Annotated in this window: 22 protein-coding genes and 1 other annotated feature; of the genes, 15 read left to right on the top strand and 7 right to left on the bottom strand. The window is 42.7% G+C overall.

The genetic code is table 11. From position 1 onward, the window contains the following. Window positions 1-49 precede the first annotated feature (49 nt). From dapD to A5875_RS18480, 4 genes are all read right to left on the bottom strand, one after another. On the bottom strand, window positions 50-751 hold the full coding sequence (gene dapD / locus A5875_RS18465) for a 2,3,4,5-tetrahydropyridine-2,6-dicarboxylate N-acetyltransferase (protein ID WP_088935046.1): 702 nt from the start codon (window positions 749-751) through the stop codon (window positions 50-52). Between the two features lie 51 nt (window positions 752-802). Then, window positions 803-1,558 (bottom strand): 4-hydroxy-tetrahydrodipicolinate reductase, encoded by a 756-nt coding sequence (dapB, locus tag A5875_RS18470; protein WP_088935047.1) that lies wholly within the window; start codon window positions 1,556-1,558, stop codon window positions 803-805. Continuing rightward, window positions 1,559-2,449, bottom strand: a complete 891-nt coding sequence (gene dapA / locus A5875_RS18475; RefSeq protein WP_088935048.1) for a 4-hydroxy-tetrahydrodipicolinate synthase — start codon at window positions 2,447-2,449, stop codon at window positions 1,559-1,561. Between the two features lie 292 nt (window positions 2,450-2,741). Beyond that, complete coding sequence (locus tag A5875_RS18480; protein ID WP_088935049.1) at window positions 2,742-3,377, bottom strand: hypothetical protein; 636 nt, start codon at window positions 3,375-3,377, stop codon at window positions 2,742-2,744. Between the two features lie 403 nt (window positions 3,378-3,780). Here A5875_RS18480 and A5875_RS18485 point away from each other — a divergent pair, with 403 nt between their 5' ends. The 7 genes from A5875_RS18485 (at window position 3,781) to A5875_RS18510 (ending at window position 9,481) form a co-directional block, all read left to right on the top strand. Beyond that, a complete protein-coding gene (locus tag A5875_RS18485; protein WP_088935050.1) occupies window positions 3,781-4,923 on the top strand; it encodes an aminotransferase class V-fold PLP-dependent enzyme in 1,143 nt (380 codons plus the stop codon). Window positions 4,924-4,929: 6 nt separating this feature from the next. After that, window positions 4,930-5,994 (top strand): YedE family putative selenium transporter, encoded by a 1,065-nt coding sequence (gene yedE / locus A5875_RS18490; RefSeq protein WP_088935051.1) that lies wholly within the window; start codon window positions 4,930-4,932, stop codon window positions 5,992-5,994. A 21-nt stretch (window positions 5,995-6,015) separates the two neighbouring features. Beyond that, complete coding sequence (locus A5875_RS18495; protein WP_088935052.1) at window positions 6,016-6,249, top strand: DUF3343 domain-containing protein; 234 nt, start codon at window positions 6,016-6,018, stop codon at window positions 6,247-6,249. A gap of 163 nt (window positions 6,250-6,412) precedes the next feature. Further along, entirely contained in the window at window positions 6,413-7,066 is a 654-nt protein-coding gene (locus A5875_RS18500; RefSeq protein ID WP_242551130.1) for a response regulator transcription factor, read from the top strand. Then, on the top strand, window positions 7,047-8,408 hold the full coding sequence (locus tag A5875_RS18505) for a HAMP domain-containing sensor histidine kinase (protein ID WP_088935053.1): 1,362 nt from the start codon (window positions 7,047-7,049) through the stop codon (window positions 8,406-8,408). The genes A5875_RS18500 and A5875_RS18505 overlap by 20 nt, the downstream gene beginning before the upstream one ends. Before the next feature lie 123 nt (window positions 8,409-8,531). After that, a complete protein-coding gene (locus tag A5875_RS24200) occupies window positions 8,532-8,654 on the top strand; it encodes a hypothetical protein (protein WP_254911911.1) in 123 nt (40 codons plus the stop codon). A 17-nt stretch (window positions 8,655-8,671) separates the two neighbouring features. Further along, a complete protein-coding gene (locus tag A5875_RS18510; protein ID WP_088935054.1) occupies window positions 8,672-9,481 on the top strand; it encodes a metallophosphoesterase in 810 nt (269 codons plus the stop codon). Between the two features lie 62 nt (window positions 9,482-9,543). Here the strand turns inward: A5875_RS18510 and A5875_RS18515 are convergent, their stop codons facing one another. Then, on the bottom strand, window positions 9,544-10,467 hold the full coding sequence (locus A5875_RS18515) for a LysR family transcriptional regulator (RefSeq protein WP_088935055.1): 924 nt from the start codon (window positions 10,465-10,467) through the stop codon (window positions 9,544-9,546). Window positions 10,468-10,602: 135 nt separating this feature from the next. Here A5875_RS18515 and metE point away from each other — a divergent pair, with 135 nt between their 5' ends. The 6 genes from metE to A5875_RS18545 all read left to right on the top strand — a co-directional run bounded on the left by metE (window position 10,603) and on the right by A5875_RS18545 (window position 18,036). Then, on the top strand, window positions 10,603-12,846 hold the full coding sequence (gene metE, locus A5875_RS18520; protein ID WP_088935056.1) for a 5-methyltetrahydropteroyltriglutamate--homocysteine S-methyltransferase: 2,244 nt from the start codon (window positions 10,603-10,605) through the stop codon (window positions 12,844-12,846). A gap of 3 nt (window positions 12,847-12,849) precedes the next feature. Further along, entirely contained in the window at window positions 12,850-13,707 is an 858-nt protein-coding gene (gene metF / locus A5875_RS18525) for a methylenetetrahydrofolate reductase [NAD(P)H] (RefSeq protein WP_088935057.1), read from the top strand. Window positions 13,708-13,764: 57 nt separating this feature from the next. Next, window positions 13,765-13,988: a binding site (T-box leader), on the top strand. A gap of 45 nt (window positions 13,989-14,033) precedes the next feature. Further along, window positions 14,034-15,233: a MalY/PatB family protein gene (locus tag A5875_RS18530; RefSeq protein ID WP_088935058.1), complete on the top strand. Its 1,200-nt coding sequence runs from the start codon at window positions 14,034-14,036 to the stop codon at window positions 15,231-15,233. Between the two features lies 1 nt (window position 15,234). Further along, window positions 15,235-16,332 carry a PLP-dependent transferase gene (locus A5875_RS18535; protein ID WP_088935059.1) on the top strand — a complete coding sequence of 366 codons (1,098 nt, stop codon included), beginning with the start codon at window positions 15,235-15,237 and terminating at the stop codon, window positions 16,330-16,332. Between the two features lie 14 nt (window positions 16,333-16,346). Continuing rightward, window positions 16,347-17,249 (top strand): LysR family transcriptional regulator, encoded by a 903-nt coding sequence (locus A5875_RS18540; protein ID WP_088935060.1) that lies wholly within the window; start codon window positions 16,347-16,349, stop codon window positions 17,247-17,249. A gap of 67 nt (window positions 17,250-17,316) precedes the next feature. After that, complete coding sequence (locus A5875_RS18545) at window positions 17,317-18,036, top strand: alpha/beta hydrolase (RefSeq protein WP_088935061.1); 720 nt, start codon at window positions 17,317-17,319, stop codon at window positions 18,034-18,036. A gap of 57 nt (window positions 18,037-18,093) precedes the next feature. On the opposite strand, the gene A5875_RS18550 is transcribed toward A5875_RS18545, so the two are convergent. Beyond that, complete coding sequence (locus A5875_RS18550) at window positions 18,094-20,112, bottom strand: VWA domain-containing protein (protein ID WP_088935062.1); 2,019 nt, start codon at window positions 20,110-20,112, stop codon at window positions 18,094-18,096. 375 nt (window positions 20,113-20,487) lie between these two features. Between A5875_RS18550 and A5875_RS18555 the strand changes: the two genes are divergently transcribed. Continuing rightward, on the top strand, window positions 20,488-20,871 hold the full coding sequence (locus tag A5875_RS18555) for a hypothetical protein (protein WP_088935063.1): 384 nt from the start codon (window positions 20,488-20,490) through the stop codon (window positions 20,869-20,871). A 53-nt stretch (window positions 20,872-20,924) separates the two neighbouring features. After that, window positions 20,925-21,602, top strand: a complete 678-nt coding sequence (locus tag A5875_RS18560; RefSeq protein ID WP_088935853.1) for a DUF2922 family protein — start codon at window positions 20,925-20,927, stop codon at window positions 21,600-21,602. A 136-nt stretch (window positions 21,603-21,738) separates the two neighbouring features. Here A5875_RS18560 and A5875_RS18565 read toward each other — a convergent pair whose 3' ends face one another. Beyond that, a complete protein-coding gene (locus tag A5875_RS18565; protein WP_088935064.1) occupies window positions 21,739-22,647 on the bottom strand; it encodes a tyrosine-protein phosphatase in 909 nt (302 codons plus the stop codon). Window positions 22,648-23,053: the final 406 nt, after the last annotated feature.

Here is a 23,053-nt window from a genome sequence, read left to right on the forward strand (position 1 = left end):
TAAATAAAAACAGTAACGAAATTGAAAGTTCATTTCGTTACTGTTTATTTTATCTCAAATCATCTAAAAATTCGGTTTTTCCTGGATCGATCTCGTCTTTCATTTTGATGATCTTCGCAGGAGTACCAGCGACTACTGCTCCAGCAGGGACGTCTTTAGTAACGACAGCGCCAGCTGCAACGACGGCATCTTTTCCGATATGGATACCTTCTAAAATAACGGCATTGGCACCAACTAAGACATTATCTTCCACCACAACTGGTGAGGCACTAGGCGGCTCGAGTACACCAGCCAACACAGCTCCCGCACCAATATGAGCATGTTTTCCAACAGTTGCACGTGCGCCTAAGATGGCACCCATATCGATCATGGTGCTTTCACCGATTGAAGCGCCAATATTAATGACAGCTCCCATCATGATGACCGCTTTATCACCAATTTCTACACGATCACGGATCAATGCACCTGGTTCGATCCGGGCATTGACGCTTGAGATATCCAACATCGGGATCGCTGAATTTCTGCGGTCATTTTCAACATGCACTTCAATGATTTTTGCTTGCTGCTCATTCAAAACTTCTTGTACGGCCTGACTTTCACCAATCAAGATCCAGGTCTTTTCTTGTCCGAAAAATTGAACCTTTTCTTTTGTGATACCGGTTAAGTCTCCTTGAACATAGGCTTTAACAGGCGTCATTTTTTCGGCGTTTTTGATATATTTTGCAATTTCATAGGGATCGGTTAAAGTCATCAAATTCCTCATTTCTTGTGTCAATGTAATTCTTTTTAGCTCAAGAAAAAATCAACTCTCGTCGATTAATTTCTCCATGTCATACAAACCGGTGGTCTTATCACTGACGTATTTTGCGGCTTTCACTGCGCCGCTAGCAAAAATATTACGCGATAAAGCTAAATGATTCAACTCAATCAACTCGTCAGGACCTGCATAGATCACTGTATGTTCTCCCGGAATCGTTCCGCCGCGAACAGCGTGGATGCCCAACTCCGATAAAGGATTTTCTAAATCATTGCCATGACGGCCATAGATGTAGGTTTTCTTTTCTTCCACTGCGTCGTTGACTGCATCGGCCAGTAAAAGCGCCGTACCGCTTGGGGAATCCTTTTTCTGATTGTGGTGTTTTTCTACGATTTCGATATTGAATTCATCCTCTAAAACAGGGGTGATCTCACGAATCGCTTTGGCTAATAAATTGATTCCTAAGGACATATTCGCTGAGAAGAAAACGGCTGTTTGTTCCGCAGTTTTTGCGATTTGCGCCTTGATTTCATCCGTCAAACCAGTCGTAGCTACAACCACTGGTATTTTTTTGGCCGCGGCATAATCCAATACCGCCGGCACTGCGGAATAATGAGAAAAATCAATAATTACATCCGCCTCGACCTGACAATCGGCAATGGATTGGTAAGCAGGGAAGTCCGCTTCAAATTCTTCCCGATCGATTCCCGCAACGACTTGCATTTCAGGCTGTTGTGCAATCATTGTCTGCAGGACTTGGCCCATTCGACCATTGGCGCCGCTTAAAATAATATCGATCATTTAGTTAGCAACCTCCAGACCGTATGCTGCCATTTCCTTTTTCAAGCCTTCAACCGTTTCTGCTTTAGCCGCTGAAAGCGGAAGGCGGAAGTTCGGTTCGATTTTGCCTAATAGACCGACGCCTGTTTTAACTGGAATTGGATTCACTTCGCAGAAGATCGCATGGATCAAAGGCAGCTGTGCCAATTGCAGTGTTTTAGCCAACGGGAAATCACCGTCTAATAAGGCTTGGGTCAGTTCATGTGTTTGGCGTGGTGCGATGTTGGCAATCGTTGAGATCGAACCTTTGCCGCCAAGCGCCATGATTGGCAGAACTTGATCGTCATTGCCGGAATAAATCGTGAAATCATCAGGCATGATGCGTGCAATCTCAGCAATCTGGGAAATATTTCCGCTGGCTTCTTTGATGGCTACCACATTCGGAATCTCCGCTAAGCGTTTAACCATTTGCGGTGCGATATTCATATTTGTACGTGAAGCGACAGAGTATAAGATAATCGGCAGTTTCACGCTCTGTGCGATTTTTTGATAATGTAAGAATAGCCCTTCGTCTGATGCTTTATTATAGTAAGGAGTCACGATCAATAAGGCATCGGCACCGACTTTTTCCGCACCGGTAGACAACTCGATGGCGTGCTGAGTGTCATTTACACCAGTTCCTGCGATAACTGGGATGCGTCCGTTGACCTTTTTGACGACCGTTTCAATCACAGCGATATGTTCGTCATTGGCTAGGGTAGAGGCCTCACCAGTAGTTCCGCAAGCGATGATCGCATCGGTGCCCTCGCTGATTTGCCATTCGACTAATTCCTCTAACTTCTTATAATCAACGGCACCATCGGCTTTCATTGGGGTAACTAATGCAACACCTGATCCTTCAAATATTCTCAAGAGAAACAACTCCTTCTTCTTTTTTTTAAAGCCTTTATAAAAGGTCCTTAATAGTAGAATTATATCCCAATTATTAACGTATGCCAACGAAAATCTCATGAAAATTTTAATCAACAGACCACAAAAAAGCAGAGACATTCATGCCCCTGCAGCTTTAACCGATTCATCAATCATAAATCTACACTAGCAATCACCAGATAAAAGGTCCTGATCTTAGAACAAAAAAGTAGGTAGAAGACCAGCGTACCTATGAATAAATAGCTAAAGCTAAAAAACTTTTCTTCTATTTATATTAAAGAATAAATGCAATCGCCACAAAAAGATACGTCCAGCGCAGATCTTTTTGACAAAGAAGAAAGATGAGCCCAGCTACGAAGGCGAAAAAGATCGTATACAATCCACCGCTGAATCCCTGCAACAGAAAATGAATCAGTCCCCATGTGATAGCCAGTAATAATCCACCACTAGGAAAACGGTCCGATAAGTCAAACTGCGCTTCGAAAAATTTCTGTCCAAAGGCGATCACCAAAACAATCAAGCTGCATTCTGCTAAGTAATACAGCGTCCGAAAAATAAGCGCACTCAGGCTTTTCTCTAACTCCCCATTAAATTCAACCAGGGGTTTGAAGCCGCCGAAACCGATCGAAGTGACAATGATCACTGTAACTACCAGACCGATGATCGGCAGCAGCCTATTCTTATCAAGGGGCTGGGTCACACTAAAGACATCAAAATCGAACCGCTTCTTTGCATAATGAACTAAAAAGAGCGAAACGCCCGACCATAAAAGAGCGGTCAAAATCGCATTCATCGTCAAACTCAAGCCGTTGGTTACCATACCAAGAATCAATTCCAAACTAAACCCCGCAAAAGCATATAGTGCCAACCATAGAAAATCGATCGGCGAAATCTTTTTTCCCTTTTCCAAAATCATACCTCCACTGCTTTTTTATTAAGTTTATCAATTAGCAATAGAAACTTCACTAGAAAAATGAAAAACAGCAGAGGAAGAGGCTGTTCTCTGGTTAATAGAGAAAAATAGTTAAAATGTAATTTTTCACCGCCTATACCAATATAGAGAAATAACGTATTTCACCTTTACTTTAGCAGGGACTATCCGCTACACTTATATTGTGATTCGTTGAACGATATTTCTCTTTTGTTTTAAAAATGTTTGGGGGTGGGAATGATGCAGAAGTCTATAACTGCTTTTACTTGACTGTGAGAAAGTCTCTACTTAGAAGTTTCTAAGAAGCACTTTATGTTTCCTGCTCAAACTAGTCGTTCCCATGCTAATTGGGAACTGTTTACAACAAGAGGAGAAATGAACAATGATTTATTTAGACAACTCCGCAACAACATTAAAAAAACCGGAGGCTGTGATTCAGGCAGTGACCACGGCATTAACTCAATTAGGAAATTCTGGCCGAGGGGTTCATGAGGATTCGTTGAAGTCGTCTGAGGTGATTTTTCAAGCGCGCCAATCCTTATGCCAGCTGTTTAATGGCGAGCAGGCGCGGCAAATTGTTTTTACATCAGGTGCGACTGAGAGTTTGAACTTGGCGATTGAAGGACTACTTACTGGTTCGGATCATGTGATCACAACTGCATTGGAGCATAACTCTGTTTTGCGTCCGTTATACCGGCTGCAAAAGGAAAAAGGGCTCGAGGTAACGATTATTCCAGCAGACAAAAAGGGGACGCTGAATTATGCAGCCATTGAACCGGCGATACAAGAGAATACCAAAGCAATTATCGCGACGCATGCGTCTAACGTAACCGGCAATGTAGTCGATTTGAAAAAAGTTAGTGACATTTGTCAAAAGCACGGTATCTATTTAGTTGTCGATGCTTCGCAATCGGCCGGGGTTCTGCCAATCGATGTTCAAGCGTTAAAAATTGATCTTTTGTGCTTTACGGGACATAAAAGTCTTTATGGACCACAGGGAACCGGCGGACTTTATGTACGCCCGGGAATTTCGTTGCGCCCTTTAAAAGTCGGCGGCAGCGGTATTGACACTTTTAATCCTGAGCATCCAGCCATGATGCCCACAGCTTTAGAAGCCGGGACTTTGAATGGTCATGGGATTGCTGGTTTAGGAGCCGGTGTTGATTATTTGCTTGACGAAACGCTTGAAAAGTTGAATCAAAAAACGCGGCAGCTAACACAACTTTTTTATCAAGAGGTTTTAACGATTGCTGATGTGATCGTTTACGGCGACTTTTCCGTAAAAGAGCGTTGTCCGATCGTGTCGCTGAATCTTGGTCAAAGAGACTCGGCGGAGATTAGTGATTTATTATCTTATGAATATGGGATCGCCACTCGCTCTGGCGGTCATTGTGCACCGCTGATGCATGAGGCATTAGGAACAAAAGAACAAGGAGTTGTTCGGTTTAGTTTTTCCTCCTTTACGACTGAGTTTGAAATTTGGGAAGCAATCAAGGCTTTACAAAAAATTAGTCAAAAGGGGTAATAATCAATGGCAAATAAGAAAATGTATTTGACGACAGGATTGGGATTTGGACTCATTGCAATTATGCTTGCTTATTTTGGTAATCCGGCAAATATGGCGATTTGTGTGGCTTGTTTTATTCGAGATATCGCAGGCTCTGCGAAGCTTCACGGAGCACCGCCTGTTCAATATTTAAGACCTGAAATAATCGGGATCATCTTTGGTGCGATGCTGATGGCGATTCCGCGAAAAGAGTTCAAAGCCAGAAGCGGTTCTTCTACTGGAACGCGGTTTTTACTAGGCTTTATGATGATGATTGGTGCATTGGTATTTCTCGGCTGTCCGCTACGCATGGTTCTGCGAATGAGCGGCGGCGATTTGAATGCTTATGTGGGCTTAATTGGTTTTGTTGGCGGTGTATTTACCGGAAGTCTGTTTTTGAAAAAGGGCTATACGTTAGGCAAACCACAGGATACAAAAACATCTAGCGGCTTTATGGTACCAGGCTTCTTCTTAGCATTGTTCGTATTATTTTTAATTGTTCCGTCACTCTTTGCGATGAGTAAAGAAGGTCCAGGAAGCTTTCATGCGCCTGTCATGATTTCATTGATCGGCGGGTTGGTTTTTGGCGGTTTGGCACAGCTGTCAGCGATTTGTTTTTCTGGAAGTATCCGCGATGTCTTTTTGATGAAGAACTTTAATAGAATCACTGGTGTACTGACATTATTTGTGGTGGTTTTGATTTATAATGTGGCAACGGGGAATTTTAATTTGAGCTTTGCGAATCAGCCGATCGCTCATACAGAACATCTATGGAACATTTTAGGCTTGTATGTGGTTGGTTTTGCTGGTGTGCTGCTGAGCGGTTGTCCGTTGAGACAGTTGATTTTAACTGGTCAAGGGTCTTCGGATGCCGGTGTCACGGTGATCGGGATGCTTGTCGGTGCGGCCTTTGCCCATAATTTCGGTCTGGCTTCTTCTGCGGAGGGAACGACTGATTTTGGACGGATCGCGATCATTTTATCGATCGTTTTACTTTTTATTATTGCCTTTACAAATTTAGGCAAGAAAATGGAAGCTTCCGCAAAATAGTGAGGTAAGGAGAGATTTGTAGTGTCAAAGGAATGGCTAATCGTGACTTTCGAAACGGAATATGATGCACTGCAATTTTCAAGCTTGTGCAAGCAAACTAAGATCGAGGGACGATTGATGCCGATCCCCCGTAAATTATCAGCAGGCTGCGGCATCTCGTGGCGTTCGGAGGTGAGTCTTGAGGAACTGATTCAAGACTTGATTCAGCAGCACTCAGCCGATCTTTCCTGTGAAGTCATAAAAATCGAACTTTAGTCATCAAAGTGATCCGCTCTTAATTGAGCAGGATCACTTTTTTTATTTTTTAGGTAATTCATAAGATTACGATGACTTGCTTTCGAAAAGATTGAAACGGGAAGTCCATAGAGCTATCGTTACATCTGATAGTGATTACTCACAAGCAGGAATGAGGGTTTGATTGACATTGAAGATTTTATTATGCGAAGACGAAGATAAGATGCGCGAATTACTGAGAAAGTTTTTTGAAAAAGCCGGCTATACAGTGGTGGAAGCCAGCGATGGCGAAGCGGCGTTGGAAAAATTTTACGAAGAGAGCTTTGATCTGGTTATTTTGGATTGGATGATGCCAAAAATGAACGGCTTGGATGTGGCAAAGAGCATGAAGCGTGAGCGCAATATCAAAATTTTAATGCTGACGGCCAAGAATCTGCCGGAAGATGAGGTGCAGGCGCTGCTGACTGGTGTCGATGATTATTTGGCGAAGCCGTTTCATGCGCAGGTTCTTTTAACGCGAGTCGCAAAATTATTGGGTGTGATCCATCAGGATATGAATCAGCCGCTTGTCTTTATCCCGAATGAAAAACGTGTGCTGTTAAATGGAGTGCAGCTGAGTTTAACAAATCGAGAGTATGAAATGCTGTATTATCTATATCAGAATCAGGGATTGCCTTTGACGCGCGAGCAGATTCTGTTAGCTGTTTGGGGCTTGGATCACGAGAATGATGAAAGGACCGTCGACAGTTTTATTCGTATTTTGCGAGAAAAAATAGGCAAAGAGTTTATTCAAACTGTTTATGGCATAGGGTATCGGCTTGAAATTTCCAAAAAGTAATTTGACACGGGCATTTATTCAACGCGTCGCCCTTATTTTTATTCTGCTCTTTTTGTTTATTACGCTCTTTTATCGCTGGGGCTTTCCGACTTATTATTATTGGAAAATGGAGCAGCCGGTCAAAGAAGCTCAAAAGCTGATCCAAACAGGACATGAGGATCAGATACCTGATGATCTTGTCGTGGTAGCGGTGGATAACAAGACTTCTGTCTCGGAAGAAGAGCTGACGAGTGATATTACTTTTCGCTTGAATCAAAAGGGGATCGCGCTTAATCGCTTTTGGATCGATCAAACTACTACCGAGGCGGTAAAAAAAGGACGATCGGTCCAACGGCTGTATAGCCAGAATCGTCAGCGCAATGACTTTTATACGATTTTCTTTACGCAAGGGCAGACGTTTTATTTAATTGGGACCAGTATTCCCGATTTTCAAGCCGCGATCCAAACGCTCTTTCCGATAGTAATTGCGGCCACGATACTCTTTTTGGGATTGCTGTTTGGACTGATCGTCCTTTTGGTAAGAAAGCAGATTATCGAACCGATCCGCCGTTTGGAACAAACGACCCGAACTATTTCTAAATTGAATTTTGCGGCTTCCGATGTTCAGGAAGAGAATGAGCTGGGCAATTTGAGTCAATCAATTAATCAGATGAAACGCTCGCTTTCGCAGCATGAAATGGAAATGCTGGAACGCAACGATCAGTTGAAGGCTTTCTCATCTAATTTGGCGCATGAATTAAAAACACCTTTATCCGTGATGCAGCTATTAGTTGACGGTGAACAGCTGGGATTAGAAAATCCGACATTTTTGGCAGATGTCGATCAGCAGCTAGTCAATATGAACGAGTTAGTGGTCAATCTTTTGGCCTATAGTCAGCAGATGAAGGAAACGATTCAATTTGAAAAAATAGCGATTAAGCCTTTAATCGAAAAAGAACTGGTGCAGCAACAATTGATCGATCAAAAGTTTACCATCGAGCTTGAGGTCGTGGATTGCCAGCTTGAGACCAATGAACAATTGATGCGGATGGTGTTGTCGAATTTGTTGACTAATGCAATGAAATACAGCTTGGATAAGCAAATGCGGATCATTGGCAAAAAGCAGGGGGAACAGTATCAGTTAATATTTGTAAATAAAGCTGCTGAAATGTCTCCTAAGCAATTTTCACAGCTGGCGGAACCCTTCGTTGTGGGTGAGGAGTCCCGCAACAATCATTTATCAGGCACCGGGCTGGGGCTTTCAATTGTGGAACAAACCCTAAAGCTCCTGGGAGGAGAATTAATGCTGCAACAGGACGATCATTGTTTTATCGCAACCGTTGTTCTGCCAATCGAGGGCTAAAAGAAGATTTATAGTCGAATGAGCACAGATTATCGAAGGTGATAGTCGGGTGTTCGTTCGATTTTTTTTTGCACAGGTTTTGCATAATTGTTTTATATTCTTTTTTTGCAAGGAGGAGAATATATGACAAATCAAACGAAAAGAAAAGTGATTATCGGATTCTTGACAGCTGCATTGCTCATTTCAGGTGGAATACTGGCGGTAATAACGCTCCATCAAATAAAAAATTGGCTCACATTAAAATAGATAAGAGGGAAGAGATTATGTTAAAAAAAATTTTATTAGGAATGCTGTGCGTGCTGCTGTTTATTCCTATCTATGCATTCAAAATCGAACCAAACTTGGTGGTGGTTCATCGCTTTCAGCTTGGCGACACCTCCCTACCGAAGGAATTAAAGGTGCTTCAGCTTTCTGATATTCAAGTCTCCGAAAGCTATGCCACAAAACGCTTAGATAAGGTGATTCGCAAAGCCAATAAAGAAAAGCCGGATGTGATCGTGTTTACCGGAGATTTGTTTGATAATTACGCACAATACAATCACGAACAGGAAATTATAGATAAGCTTAGTCAAATGAAGGCGACGATTGGGAAATATGCCGTTTGGGGCAATCATGATTATGGTGGGGGAGCCGCGAGAATCTATGAACGAGTCATGAATGTAGCAAATTTTGAAGTGTTGAAAAACGCAGGTGAAACGATTTCGTTAGCCAATGGGAAAAAAGTTTTTATCGGCGGGCTGGATGATTCTTTGTTAGGCGCGCCCTCCATCGAAGAAACCTTGAGTTATCGCCAAAGATATGATTACTCCGTTTTACTTACTCACGAACCGGATGTAGCCGATGGCTTTATCGGAACTAATACGCAATTAGTATTAGCCGGTCACAGCCATGGCGGTCAGGTGCGTCTGCCATTTTATCAAGTAAAAAACGTTCTGGCCGAAAAATACATTCGCGGGATGTACGAACTCAGCGATCACACGAAATTATACGTGAATACAGGCTTAGGCACGACGGCGATCCATGCTCGAATGGGAGTACCGCCGGAAATTTCCGTTTTTCAATTACATTTCTAACAGCAATAACCAAAAAATGCAGCTCGATTCTCAAAAAGAGAAGGTGAGCTGCATTTTTTGGATTACTCAATAATCTCAAAGCCATATCCGCGAATATGATCCTTCAGCAGTTCTAAATAGGTTTGCGCCAACGGGCTGAGCTCTAGCTGCTGCTGTTTGATCCAGCCTAAAGTGATCACGTCATCATATTCTAACGGGATCGCGACGATTTTATCGTCGTTCAATTCGCTGCTGATGATGCCGGAGCTGATGGTATAGCCGTTTAGTCCGACCATGAGATTGAAGATCGTCGCGCGGTCGCTGACTTTGATGTTCTTTTTGCGATCCCAAGTGCTGAGAATTTCCTCGGAAAAATAAAAGGAATTTGTTTCTCCTTGCTCGTAGGATAAATAAGGATAATCCTCAAGATCGGTCAGCTTTAATGATTTCTTCGCTACTAAAGGATTACTGCGGCTGACGAAAACATGGGGCTTGGCATCAAACAGCGGAGTGAACACCAAGCCTTTTTCCTTGAACAGCTTGGTCATCACCTGACGATTGAAAGAATTTAAATATAATATCCCCAGCTCGCTTTTAAAGCTGGCTAAGTCATCAAAAATATTTTCCGTTTCTGTTTCCCGCAATGTGAAATTGTACTCATCGGCATGAACTGTGCGCAACAATTCGACGAAAGCATGGACTACGAAGGCATAGTGCTGGGCCGATACTGAAAAATTTTGTTTCCGCAGAGGTTCGTTTTTGAATTTTTCCTCCAGCAGATTGACTTGATCTAAAATTTGGCGGCAATAAATCAGAAATTCGCGGCCTTCAGAGGTGGGAATGATGCCCTGCTTATTTCGCACAAGCAATTGCACATTCATCTCCTCCTCGAGCTCTTTTAAGGCATTCGATAGGCTGGGCTGGGTCAGGAACAGGGCTTTGGCGGCTTCATTGATCGAGCCTTTTTCGATGATTTTTTCAAAATAAACTAGTTGCTGCAAGCGCATGGCTTCACCTCTTTTTTTAAAGAGTATAACGGAGGTTATAGTTATTGGCTATAACTAGTTATTACTTTTTTCAGTTATTCAAGGGAAAAAAAGCGTGCTATTGTGTTCCGTAACACAACTGGAGGAGGAAAATGTATGAAGACAGCAATTATTGGATTTCCTAGAATTGGCGAAAATAGAGAATTAAAATTTGCGACTGAAAAATATTTTAGAGGGGAGCTGGCGATTGACGAGCTGGAGGCTTTTGCGAAGGATTTGCGGCAGAAGCATTGGCAGCTGATTAAAAAGAGCGGGATAGACGGAATTCCCAGCAATGATTTTTCTTTTTATGACACAACATTAGATACAGCCTGCCTATTGAACATCGTACCGCAGGAAGTGACGGCGCTGAATTTAACAGAAAGTGAAAAGTATTTTGCGTTGGCGCGGGGCTATCAAGGAGAAAAAGGCGACATCAAGGCCCGGCCGATGAAAAAGTGGTTCAACACGAATTATCACTACATTGTACCTAAATTTGAAAAAGAGACAACGATTTTTGTCAGCGGCGATAAGATTTTTAGGGAATATCATGAGGCAAAGGCGTTAGGAATAGATACTCGTCCAGTAATTATTGGCCCATTCACCTTGCTGCAGCTCAGCGAGTTTGATCAAGGAGTAGACCGCGAAAAAATTATCGGCGAGTTGATTAAGGCGTACAAAGAGATTTTTGAAAAGTTGGCAGACTTAGGAGCCGAGTGGATTCAATTAGACGAACCTAGCTTAGTGAAGGATGTAACGAAAGAAGAGCTGACAGAATTTCAAGGGATTTATCAAGAATTGTTAGCAGATCAAAAGATAAAAGTCCTGCTGCAAAGCTATTTTGGCGATATTCGCGATGCCTATGACACAGTTGTGTCATTACCGTTTGCTGGTATCGGTTTAGACTTTGTTGAAGGTCGAAAAACGCTGGAATTAGTTAAACGAGGCTTTCCTCAAGACAAAGTGCTGTTTGCCGGAGTGGTGAATGGAAAAAATATCTGGCGCAATAATTACCAGCAGACTCTTGACGTTCTTAAACAAATTAACCATGACCAGCTGGTATTAACTACTTCATGCTCGCTTTTGCATGTGCCCTTTACGACGGAGAATGAAACTTTTTCAGCAGAGATCAACCAGCATTTTGCCTTTGCGAAGGAAAAATTAGCAGAGCTTGTGAATCTGGCGAATAGTTTAGCTGGCTCTGATGAAGCCTTAAAGACGAATCAAGCATTATTTGCCGGAAGCCGCTTCACTGAAAATCAAGCAGTTCAAGCAAAGATCAAGGCTCTAACGGAAAAGGATTATCTTCGTAAGCCTGCTTTTGAGCAAAGAGAAACTATCCAAAAAGCCGCATTTGATTATCCCGTATTGCCAACGACGACAATCGGCTCATTTCCGCAAACTAGAGAGGTCAAGCTGACGCGGGCAAAGTACAAACGACAAGAAATCACCGAAGAGGTCTACGATCAGTTTATTGCCCAGCAGATCAATGAATGGCTGGAATGGCAGGAGAAAATCGGCTTAGACGTATTGGTCCATGGTGAGTTCGAACGCAATGACATGGTGGAATACTTCGGGCAAAATTTATCCGGCTACCTGTTTAGCAAGAATGGCTGGGTGCAATCGTATGGGACCAGAGGAGTGAAGCCGCCGATTATTTGGGGCGATGTGGCTCGCGAAAAACCAATCACCGTAAAATGGTCGACCTATGCTCAAAAGCAAACGGACAAAATCGTGAAAGGAATGCTTACGGGACCAGTGACTATTTTGAATTGGTCATTTCCGCGAGAAGATATCAGCTTGAAGGATTCTACTTTGCAAATCGCTTTAGCAATCCAAGAAGAAGTGCTGGATTTGGAGAAGAACGGGATTCGGGTGATTCAAATCGATGAAGCGGCTTTACGAGAAAAACTGCCATTAAGAAAAACTGATTGGTACACGGAATATTTGGATTGGTCCATTCCCGCATTCCGCTTAGTCCACAGCAAAGTGCAGGCGACGACCCAAATCCATACTCATATGTGCTATAGCGAGTTCACGGATATTATTCCGGCGATTGATCAAATGGATGCGGATGTGATCTCTTTTGAAGCATCTCGTTCGAATCTAGCGATCTTAGATGAACTGAAGCAGCAGAATTTCCGAACCGCTGTCGGTCCTGGTGTTTACGACATTCACTCGCCGCGGGTGCCTTCAGTAGCTGAAATCAAGCAGACGATCAGTAAAATTTTGGCAAAGGTTCCTTTAGAAAAGGTTTGGATCAACCCGGATTGCGGTTTGAAAACACGCGGCATCCCTGAAACGACTGCAAGCTTGACCAATATGACAGAAGCGGTGAAGCAAGTCAGAGAGGAATTGTAGCCTATGTCCAGTACACTATCCTTTGAAGTTTTCCCGCCTAATACGCAAATTGGTTCGGAGAAGCTTTTCAAAACCTTGAAGGAATTGCAGCTGCTGCAACCTGATTTTATCAGTGTCACCTGCAGCAATAATCGCCAGACGATCGAAGAAACAACACTGAAGGTCGCAAATTATATCCATAAGGAGCTCAACGTTCCCACGATCGCTCACTTACCGGCGGCTTATTTGAGCCAAGCGCAGTTGGCTGAACTTGTGACGCAGTTAGACCAGATCGGGATCGATCAGATTTTAGCGTTGCGGGGAGATATTCTTCCTGACTTGCCGCCTAAACAGGATTTTACCTATGCTAGTGATCTGATTGATTACGTTAAAAAAGAAGCGCCGCATTTTCATATCAGCGGCGCCTGCTATCCTGAAACACATCCGGAATCTCAAAATCGGCTGGAGGATATAAAAAATCTGAAACACAAGGTTTCGGTCGGCTGCGAACAGCTGATTACCCAGTTGTTTTTTGACAACGAATTATTTTATCACTTCCAAGAGTCCTGCTACTTGGCGGATATTAAGGTACCGATCTTGGCTGGGATCATGCCGATCGTTAATCGAAATCAGGCGTTACGCTTGATCAAAACGACGAATACCAAGCTGCCGCGAAAATTCTTAGCTATTTTAGAAAAATATGAACATGACCCGATCGCGCTTAGAGAAGCGGGCTTGGCTTATGCCATTGATCAAATCGTGGATCTGACGACACAGGATGTTTCCGGCATCCATCTTTACACGATGAACAATGCCGAGGTGGCAAAGCATATTTACCACAATACTAAAAATGTGCTGCATGGCGATATTAAGGCGGGATAATTTTCACTTACCATTTGACATTGATGGCAAAACGATTATAATTAGATAAATTTCAATAATAGAACGTTGAAGAGAAGAGTAATTGACGCTGCTTGATACAGAGACCTCGGCTGGTGAGAAAGAGGACATGGCAAACTCAATGAAGATGAGCTCTGAGTTTTCTAACGGGTTAACGCTTGTTAGACGGCAGTGACCGTTACTTCACCGAGTTTCATTTGGAACTGTCGAGGTATTTTTATAATACGAATTTGGGTGGTAACACGGTCTGATCCGTCCCTTTGTCAATTGACAAAGGGGCGTTTTTTATTTGGAAAAGGAGTGAGCGGATGGAAGCAGCAGAATTTATTCAAACGTATTATCGAAAAAGAAAAGGAACCGATTCTTTAAAGTGGGATGCCTTGGAGGAGCGTTATGGCGCAGCAGATTTATTGCCGCTTTGGGTAGCGGATATGGATTTTTCAGTGCCTGAATCTGTTCAAGCCGCACTGACTGAAAGAATTGATCACGGTGTGTTTGGCTATTCCTTCACGCCAAACGATTATTTTTCAGCCTATCAAGGTTGGCAAAGCCGCCATGAGCAGACTTTATTTCAAGCAGAGTGGCTGCACTTTACCTCTGGTGTGGTACAGGGCATCTATGATCTGATCGCCTGTTTTACTGCTGAAGGGGATCAGATTTTGATTCAGCCGCCGGTTTACTATCCATTTTTTGATGTTGTGAATAATCAAAAGCGGCGCTTAGTAACCTCAGAGCTGATTGAAACCGAAGCGGGGTATCGGATCGATTTTGAACATTTTGAAAAACAACTGAAGGAAAATACGATCAAGCTGTTCATTCTTTGCTCGCCTCATAATCCGGTTGGACGGGTCTGGGAAAAAGCGGAGCTGAAGAAACTGCTCTCCTTGTGTCAGAAATATGATGTGCTGGTTATTTCAGATGAGATTCATTCGGATTTGATTTTGCCGGGGAATACTTTTTGCTCGGCTTTAACGATCGCCGCGGAATTGGACTTTTTGGACCATTTGATCGTATGCAACGCGCCGTCAAAAACGTTTAATTTGGCTTCATTGCTTAACGCGCATATTTGGCTGCCGGCTGAAAATCTACGGAAGACCTATCAAGCATGGGAAAAGCTTCATCGTCAAACAGGAATTAGTGTGCTGGGTCAAATTGCGGCGCAGGCGGCTTATGCAACAGGCGATGAATGGCTGGAAGGACTGCTAACGATTGTAGAAGGGAATTATCAGCTGTTGAAGCAACAATTAACCACGGAAATTCCTGAAATCAAAATCAGCGAGCTTCAAGGAACCTATTTAGCTTGGCTGGATCTAAGAGAGTGGCTGCCAAGCTTAGACATGAAATTTTTTATTCAAGACCAAGCAGGCTTGGCGATCGACTATGGAGAGTGGTTTTCGCCCGAGACAAAGGGCTTTATTCGGATCAATTTGGCGACAAGTACAGAAAATATCGAGACAGCGGTCAAGCATTTATTGACTCTCGATCATAAGCTTAAAGGGGGAAATTAACATGGGCTATCATACAGCGACAGAGCTGGCACAAATCGGCAATCATCAAGACAAGCAAACAGGAGCGGTGTCGGCGCCGATTTATTTATCGACGACATTTTCTCATCCGGGGCTGGGCGAGAGTACCGGCTATGATTATACACGAACGAAAAATCCGACAAGAACGATTTTAGAGGAAGCTTTAGCCAAATTAGAAGGCGGAAGTCAGGGGATCGTCACCAGCTCAGGGATGAGCGCGATCCAATTAGTGTTCAATTACTTTCCGGCGCAAAGTGAATTTTTAGTTTCCCGCGATCTTTATGGCGGCAGCTATCGTTATTTCAAAGAATTGGAACGTCAGAACGACTCTGTCTTTCATTATTTTGATGACTTTACGAGTCTGAAAGAGCAACTGACCGAAACCATCGACGCGATCTTCCTAGAAACACCGACCAATCCGCTGATGCAGGAAGTTTCCATCGCGGATACGGCTAAGCTTGCCCACAAATATCAGGCCTGTTTGATCGTGGACAATACGTTTTCCACGCCGTTAAGGCAGCAGCCTATCAAAGAAGGGGCGGATATCGTAGTTCACTCGGGAACGAAATTTTTAAGCGGACACAATGATTTATTGGCAGGGGTCGTGGTGGCGAAGGAGCATGAGGTAGGTGAACGTTTGGCGTGGTTAAGCAATACCACTGGACCAACCTTATCAAGCTTTGACAGCTGGTTGTTTATTCGCAGTTTAAAAACTTTGAAAATTCGCTTTGAACAACAGGAACTCAATGCGCAGGAAATCGCTAAAGCCTTGAAATCCTATCCGCAGATCGAAAAGGTGCTTTATCCCGGCATTGGCGGCATGATCAGCTTTTATGTTAAAGATGCCAGTAAAATCGACGCGTTTTTGGCACGTTTGAAGCTGATCACCTTTGCGGAAAGCTTGGGCGGAGTAGAGACATTGATCACCTATCCAACCACGCAAACCCATGCGGATATTCCAGAAGAGGTTCGCGAATCCTACGGGCTGACCACGAACCTGCTGCGTCTTTCAGTCGGCATAGAGGATAGCCAAGACTTGTTAAACGACTTAGTCCAAGGCTTCAGTGCGTTTGATCATTAAGAAGGAGGGGGCAAATGAACTTACAGCAGTATCGCTATGTTCAGACCATTGCGAAGGTCGGCAGCTTTAGTCAGGCGGCCAAGGAGCTATTCGTGACCCAGCCCAGTCTTTCCAGTTCCATCAAAGAGCTGGAAAGTGAGCTGGATGTTCAGCTTTTTCATCGATCAAAATCTGGGACTTGTCTGACAGAAGCCGGCAGTGATTTTTTGATCTATGCTAAAAGAATCTTGGCGCAGGTGGAGGAAATGGAGCAGCACTTTTTACTGGGAACTAAGAAAAGCTTTACGGTCAGTTCCCAGCATTACGATTTTCTCTATGAGCCTTTCGTGAAGGTCACAGAAAAATTTCAGTCGGTCTGTCAAAATTTCTATTTGAATGAAACAACAACGAAAAGAATTCTTGAAAGTATTCGCGATTTTGAAAGCGAGCTGGGAATTATCTACCTTAATCCCCAAAGCAAACGTATGCTGGAGCGCTATTTCAGTCAAGAAAGCCTGAATTTTGAGGTGTTGGGAAATTTTTCCACTCATATCTATTTAGGTGCGCATCATCCGCTTGCCGCCAAAAGGATGATCACGAAAGCGGAGCTGTCCGCGTATCCGCAGGTTCGTTTTATTCAAGAAGACCACGGCTCCGCCCATCTAAACGAAGACCCGATCGGCGTATCCAAAGAACGGGCGAATTACTATACTAACGACCGGGGAACGCTAATGAATTTATTAGCGGCCTCTGATGCTTATGCCTCTGGGCTGGGAATCATCAGAGGATTAACCAAAGATCAGATCGTCTTACGCCCTTTGCAAGATGCCGATGTGCATTCCTTAGTAGTCATCACGAATCGAATGCGGAAGCAAACAGAAATGGGGAAATTCTTTTTACAGGAATTAAAGAGAACGCTGCAGGAGGACCAGGAATAGAGGATGAGATATTTTTGCTGCGAAGAAGAAAATGGTATGATAGCGACGAAAGAAAGGAACGATTGAAGTGAAGAAATGGAAAAAAATCCTTCTGATTGTGGTTATCGGACTAGTCGTCGTGATTGGCGGCGGACTGGCATACTTAAAAACGCAGACCTATTCTCCTACAAATAATGCTGAGCAAATCGCTGAAAAAGCCGAGAGCAGCAGTGATTGGCTTTATTTTCCTGCTGAGGATAAATCCAATCCGATGATCATTTTCTATCCTGGGGCACTGGTTGCTCCAGAAAGCTACAGCTCGTGGGCACAAACAGTCGCAAAGGCTGGTTATCCAGTCTATGTCCTAAAAATGCCGCTGGATTTGGCGGTTTTGGCACCCAATCGCGGCGAGAAAGTTCTTTCTGAACAGTCGAATCGCGATTATATCCTAGGAGGCCATTCTTTAGGCGGTGTGATGGCCAGCCGCTTCGCGCAAGAACAGGGCAAGCAACTAAAAGGTGTGTTCTTCTTAGCCAGTTATCCAGATGAAAAAGGCAGCTTGGCGGATAAAAATATCCCGGTACTGTCACTGACAGCCGAAAATGACCAAGTGTTAAATCAGGACGCCTACCAAAAAGCTAAAAAGGAGCTGCCTAAAAACACCGATTATCAAGAAATAGCAGGCGGCAACCACGCCGGCTTCGGTTCCTACGGTGCGCAAAAAGGCGATGGAAAATCCACGATCCACGATCAAGACCAGCAAGTGGCAGAGCGCTTGCTGAGCTGGTTGAAGAAAACAAACGAGTAAATATGCGATAAACTAAACAACGCCCAGTCAACTCAATTGACTGGGCGTTGTTATTTTCTAATTAAATTTCTTCAAAAGGTAGAGGGAGGCTCCCAGTAAGCTGGTTCCTATAAGCATCCAAATCTTACTAGCCCGTTCATCATTTGTCTTAGGATAACTTTTACCTGATGCGCTAGTTGTTTTGATGACTGCCGGTTTTCTTGACGATTCACTTGTTTCAATGACGGTCGATTCCGTAGAGGTAACTACAGTTGTACTTGATTCAGAGCTGTTTGAGTCGCTAGTAGAACTCTGAGAGGTACTTTCAGAACTGCTTGATTCGGTAGTGCTGGTACTAGTTTCCTTATACGTGTTGATCAGGGTGAAATGATTGTTCTCTTGATTCAGTGAAAAATCAAATCCCTCCGGAATATTCACTTCATTGACACTGTAGCTGATCGTCTCACCAGCGTTGTTATATAAAGGCAGATCATTATTGACGCTTAGAATCGGAACAGTGGAAAGCGTTGCTTTAAAGTTCTTTTCCTTTGTCAGAGATAACGTATCCGAAGCTGTCCATGCAGCAGGAGTAATTAGAGGCGTTCTGATTACCTGATAATCTATTTTATCGGGAATAACTGCTTCTGGTGCATCTTTCCATTGTTTCTCTAAACTAAGTTTGACAGTAGGTGCTTTAATGGAAGGGATTGGGAAATCCAAAAGCGACGAACCAGTGCTTGTTGGGTCTAAGGTCGTCCGCTGATTACAGAAATACCAGAATTCCCCTTTAAAATCGGTCGCTTCCGTATTCAGTCGAATCTGATAGGTCACAGTAATCCGCTCATTTGCCCCTAGAGCAAAATTTGAAAGTGTGATTACTTGATTTTGTTCATTCACTTCTAAGTTTCTTGTTAGCACCTTTGTTGATTGCCAGTTTCCGTCAGAATCCTTTTTCCAACCAGTAGCTGAGTAATTTGTTTTAGAAAAGTTTCCGCTGCCTTGCAGTAGGATATCCTTTCCCATTGGATCAGTTACGGTGCCGTTGGGAATGGTTTTAGTGACCGCGTTTATGATAGTTTTTAGCGCATCGCCTAATTCTAGCAGGTTCTCATCGATCGGGCGATAGTGACTTTCTTTGTCCGCGATATTCCGTGCAATATATTCTCCTCTAGCAGTAGGAGCAGTACCGATAGAATAAGTGGTAATTCCAGACTCTTTTAGAGCTACGGTCGTTCCTAGCGTAGCATCGGTCACAATTTCTTTTTCAACCTTAGTACCATTTGAATCTGAGATCGTGTCACTAGTATTGAATTTTTCCGAAGTGGTTTGAAAATCCTTCACATAGTTAGCGGTATGAAAGCCGTTATAATCGGTAATTTCACCTGTGTTGGGATAAGACGTTGCACCAACAGCGGGCAGATAGCTGCGATTGGCACTGCCATCCCCGATATGAATCAAGATTTTCTCAGCATTTGGTCTGCCTTGATTCAATAAAAGTTCCTGACCGGCGATTAATCCTTTTTGGATAAAGGTGCCTGTGTGACTTTGAGCGGTGCTCGTCAAAAAGTTCTGTAATTCATTCATATCGTTAGTAAAGCCATTTGTAGAATACATATCTCTGTTATAGGCGACAATACCGATTTGAACAACGCCGTTAGACAAGGAGTCCCCTAATTCTGTTCCGAACTCTTGCAGCCCTTTTAAAGTATTGGTCAATTTCTCACCCTGCATGGAAGAAGAGTAGTCGATAACCAGCACAACATCTAAAGGAGGGTGGGGAAGTTGATTTCCTTTGATATCTAAAGTGACATCAAACAAGCCCTGCTTTTGCGGATTCGCTTTAACAGTCTTTTTAACATAGGCTTGATCCTGATAGTTTACAAAGCCTTCAGAATCTACAGGTATTTGGCTAGTGCTGGTATAGCTATAATTATAAGTATCTCCATTTGCCACTCCATTACCGATGTAGTTTCCAGCATTCGTTGATTCATATGGAAAAGGACTCTCGGCAGCTAACACCTTTGTAGAATTGGCAACGAAAATGATAAATAGCACAGTTAAAAATGTCCCGAATAGCGTAAAAAGCTTATTTTTCATAATATTCTCCATCCTCAGCTTCATTATGACTTAATAGTAACATTTATTTTAATAGAACAACAAAATTTGACTCAGGAATCCATTTATAAATGTACATAGAACTGGAAAATGTAAACACATTGGTACAGACCATAACGAAATACTAAATAAAGATCAATAGCGTCAAATGAACAATCTATGATTTTTTTGAAAAGGCATTCATTTTTTTTAAGATGAGGAAAAACTTGATATGACGGCGATTATCTCCTGATAATTACTTTACTTTAATAAATATTAATTTATTGGAGTGGGAAATCTATTGCAAAAGGAGTATTTTGGTGTTGTAGATATCTCAAATGATAATTAATAAAAACTAGCTTGAAAGGAGGAAGACTTTTGAAGGAACATGGACTAAGTAAAGCGCAATTATTCAGATTATCGCGTCGAACATTGGAAAAACGTATCCGCAATTTTTATTATAAAACGAAAGATGACCAGGCCACCATCGAAATGTTGATCACACTTCAGGTAAGAAATGAATTGTGTGAAGCGGATTTTTCTAATGTACTGCGCGCACTCGTTCAGCATATCTTCTTAAAAACCAGATCGACTGCTGCTATGCGGCGTTATTATAGATATTTCTCCGAATATTTTGGAGCAAAAGATTGGCAATTATTATCGGTTAAATTATTCCCAGCGCAAACATTTATCGCTGAAAAGCTGGAGCATGTCTATTCACAAGTCATTAAAGAACCTTTGTCAGGATTAGCAGAATCATGACGGCGCGTTGAGAAAGGAGGTTAAAAAAACAAAAAAGAAAGGGAATGAAGGATATGATAACAACACTTACTTTGGATGCAGAATTTGCGGATAGCAATGGCAAATCCCGTCATCTACGCTTTAAAAACTTTGATCCGACCAAAACGGCGGAACAAATCAAAACAGCCTTAACAAAATTAACGAAGCTCGACCTGTTTGAAAAAGATGGGGTGGGTTTATATAAAGAGGTCTTGCACGCGACGGTGATCGAGAAAACCGTTGAAGAAGTTTTTGATGAACGAACACAAGCACAGGACCCATCGATCATGATGATGGAACCTGCGATGGAACTAACAGAGGCAGAACCATTGTCAGTAGAGGAAGAGCCGCTGAAATCCGTTCAAGCGATGGCGAACTTAGAGAACAGTCAAATACCGCAAGATTTGACCATCACAGAAGCTAGTCCCGAACCTGGTTTATTGATTCAGACTGTTGAGCTTCCTAAAGGGTTCGATCCATGGTCATTAGATGAAAACCAAGCCATCAGTCTATTGGCAGCCTGTGTGCCGCCCAATGCGACACCACTAAACGTGGAGATCGATGATCAGTCTGTTCCGGCTAGGATGATCATAACAGTGAAGATAGAAGAGGGAGCAGTAACGGCAGAAGTCCCCGCCATTACCCAATCCCCGCCAGAAAAACCTAAGAAAAAACGCAAGCGATTACTCGATCGGATTCGTAAACGAGAATAGCCGATAGCTTGCACCTCATCAAGAAATCCAACGTTGGTATGAGGTGAAATCGAATCGTTTAACGACTTGCTTACAGAAATTTTTAGCCCGCTTTCTAGCGGGCTATTTGGCATGGAGTTGATTGGTAGGTTGATAATCAATTCTTTGTTAAATAGATAGCTTTCAAATTGGAAATGTCCTTATTGGTCAGACCCAATCCTTTTTTCAAATACCCATTGACGCCGCCATATTCTTTTTCCATTGTGTCGTAGGCTGTTTGTAAGTAACTCTTGCGAACTTCCATCATGGCTGTAATATTTTCGACTGCCTCTTTATTATCATTGGTGGCTTCTTTGACCTGTTCGATCGTTTTTTCGTTTTCTGACTTCCGATATTTATTAGACAATAGATAGTCCTCAAAAATACTCTTCTTATCCACACCTAAAGCACTTAACACAAGCATCGTCGCAAAACCGGCGCGATCCTTTCCAGCGGTACAATGCCAGAGGGTAGAGCCATTTTCAGACGCTAACAATACATCAAAAAATTTCTTGTAATTCTCACGGGCAGTAGGATCTGTCACGAGTTCTTCATTGATTTTCTCCATGTATTCAACGCCATTAACTTTGTCTAAGTTTTTATAAAAGTCCTCTTGACTAGCTGTACCACCGCTGTCTTTCATCACACCATAGTGGAAATTTTTGACATTCTCGATTTCCGGATCGGGCTTAGAAGCAACCTCACTATCTGTTCGCAGATCCACGATGTTGGTTAGCTTGAAGTCATTCACCAGCCGTTCTTTATCCAAAGGAACAAGATCAGCCAACTCACCTGAACGAATCAATTTATTCTTTTTAATACTTGCTCCGTCTTTTGTGACGATGCCACCCAAGTCTCTTGTGTTGGCAGCACCAATCATCACAATTTTTTTACTCGTATTTTTCTCAGGGGATAGCACCGTTTTCGGCTCACTCGATTTTTCAGCCGCTTTACTAACAGAATATCCGCCCAATAGAATAATCATTGAAGCTGCCACACATGATAAAGTCACTTTTTTCACATTCATAAGATTCTCCTTGTTCTAGTTATTTGGTTTGTTACAAGACTAAGGATAATCAATGAATGTAAAGTTACTGTCAATAAACTGAAAAGAGTGTGTAAAATTGATGTGTGTAAATGAAAATCAAAAAATATCACTTATTGTCGGTGCAACTGGGTAGAAGAAATTATCGAGAGATTGTCCGAATGGAAGCTGATTCTTTTTTCTGCTGTGGCTTTTGAGGGGATATCATTATATATTATGGGTAACAGAGGGAATGTGCAATTCCATGAATTAGATAGTTCTACAAAACCGTGTAAGTAACCACTATGGAGATACATAGATGGTAACTTCACGGTTTTTCCTTTTCTAATTTTAAGTTTGCCTGAAAGATAATATAAGTAATTCTTATATAAGAAAAACAAGAAAACAT

It is taken from the genome of Enterococcus sp. 3H8_DIV0648 (assembly GCF_002140655.1).
Lineage (GTDB): Bacteria > Bacillota > Bacilli > Lactobacillales > Enterococcaceae > Enterococcus_A > Enterococcus_A hulanensis.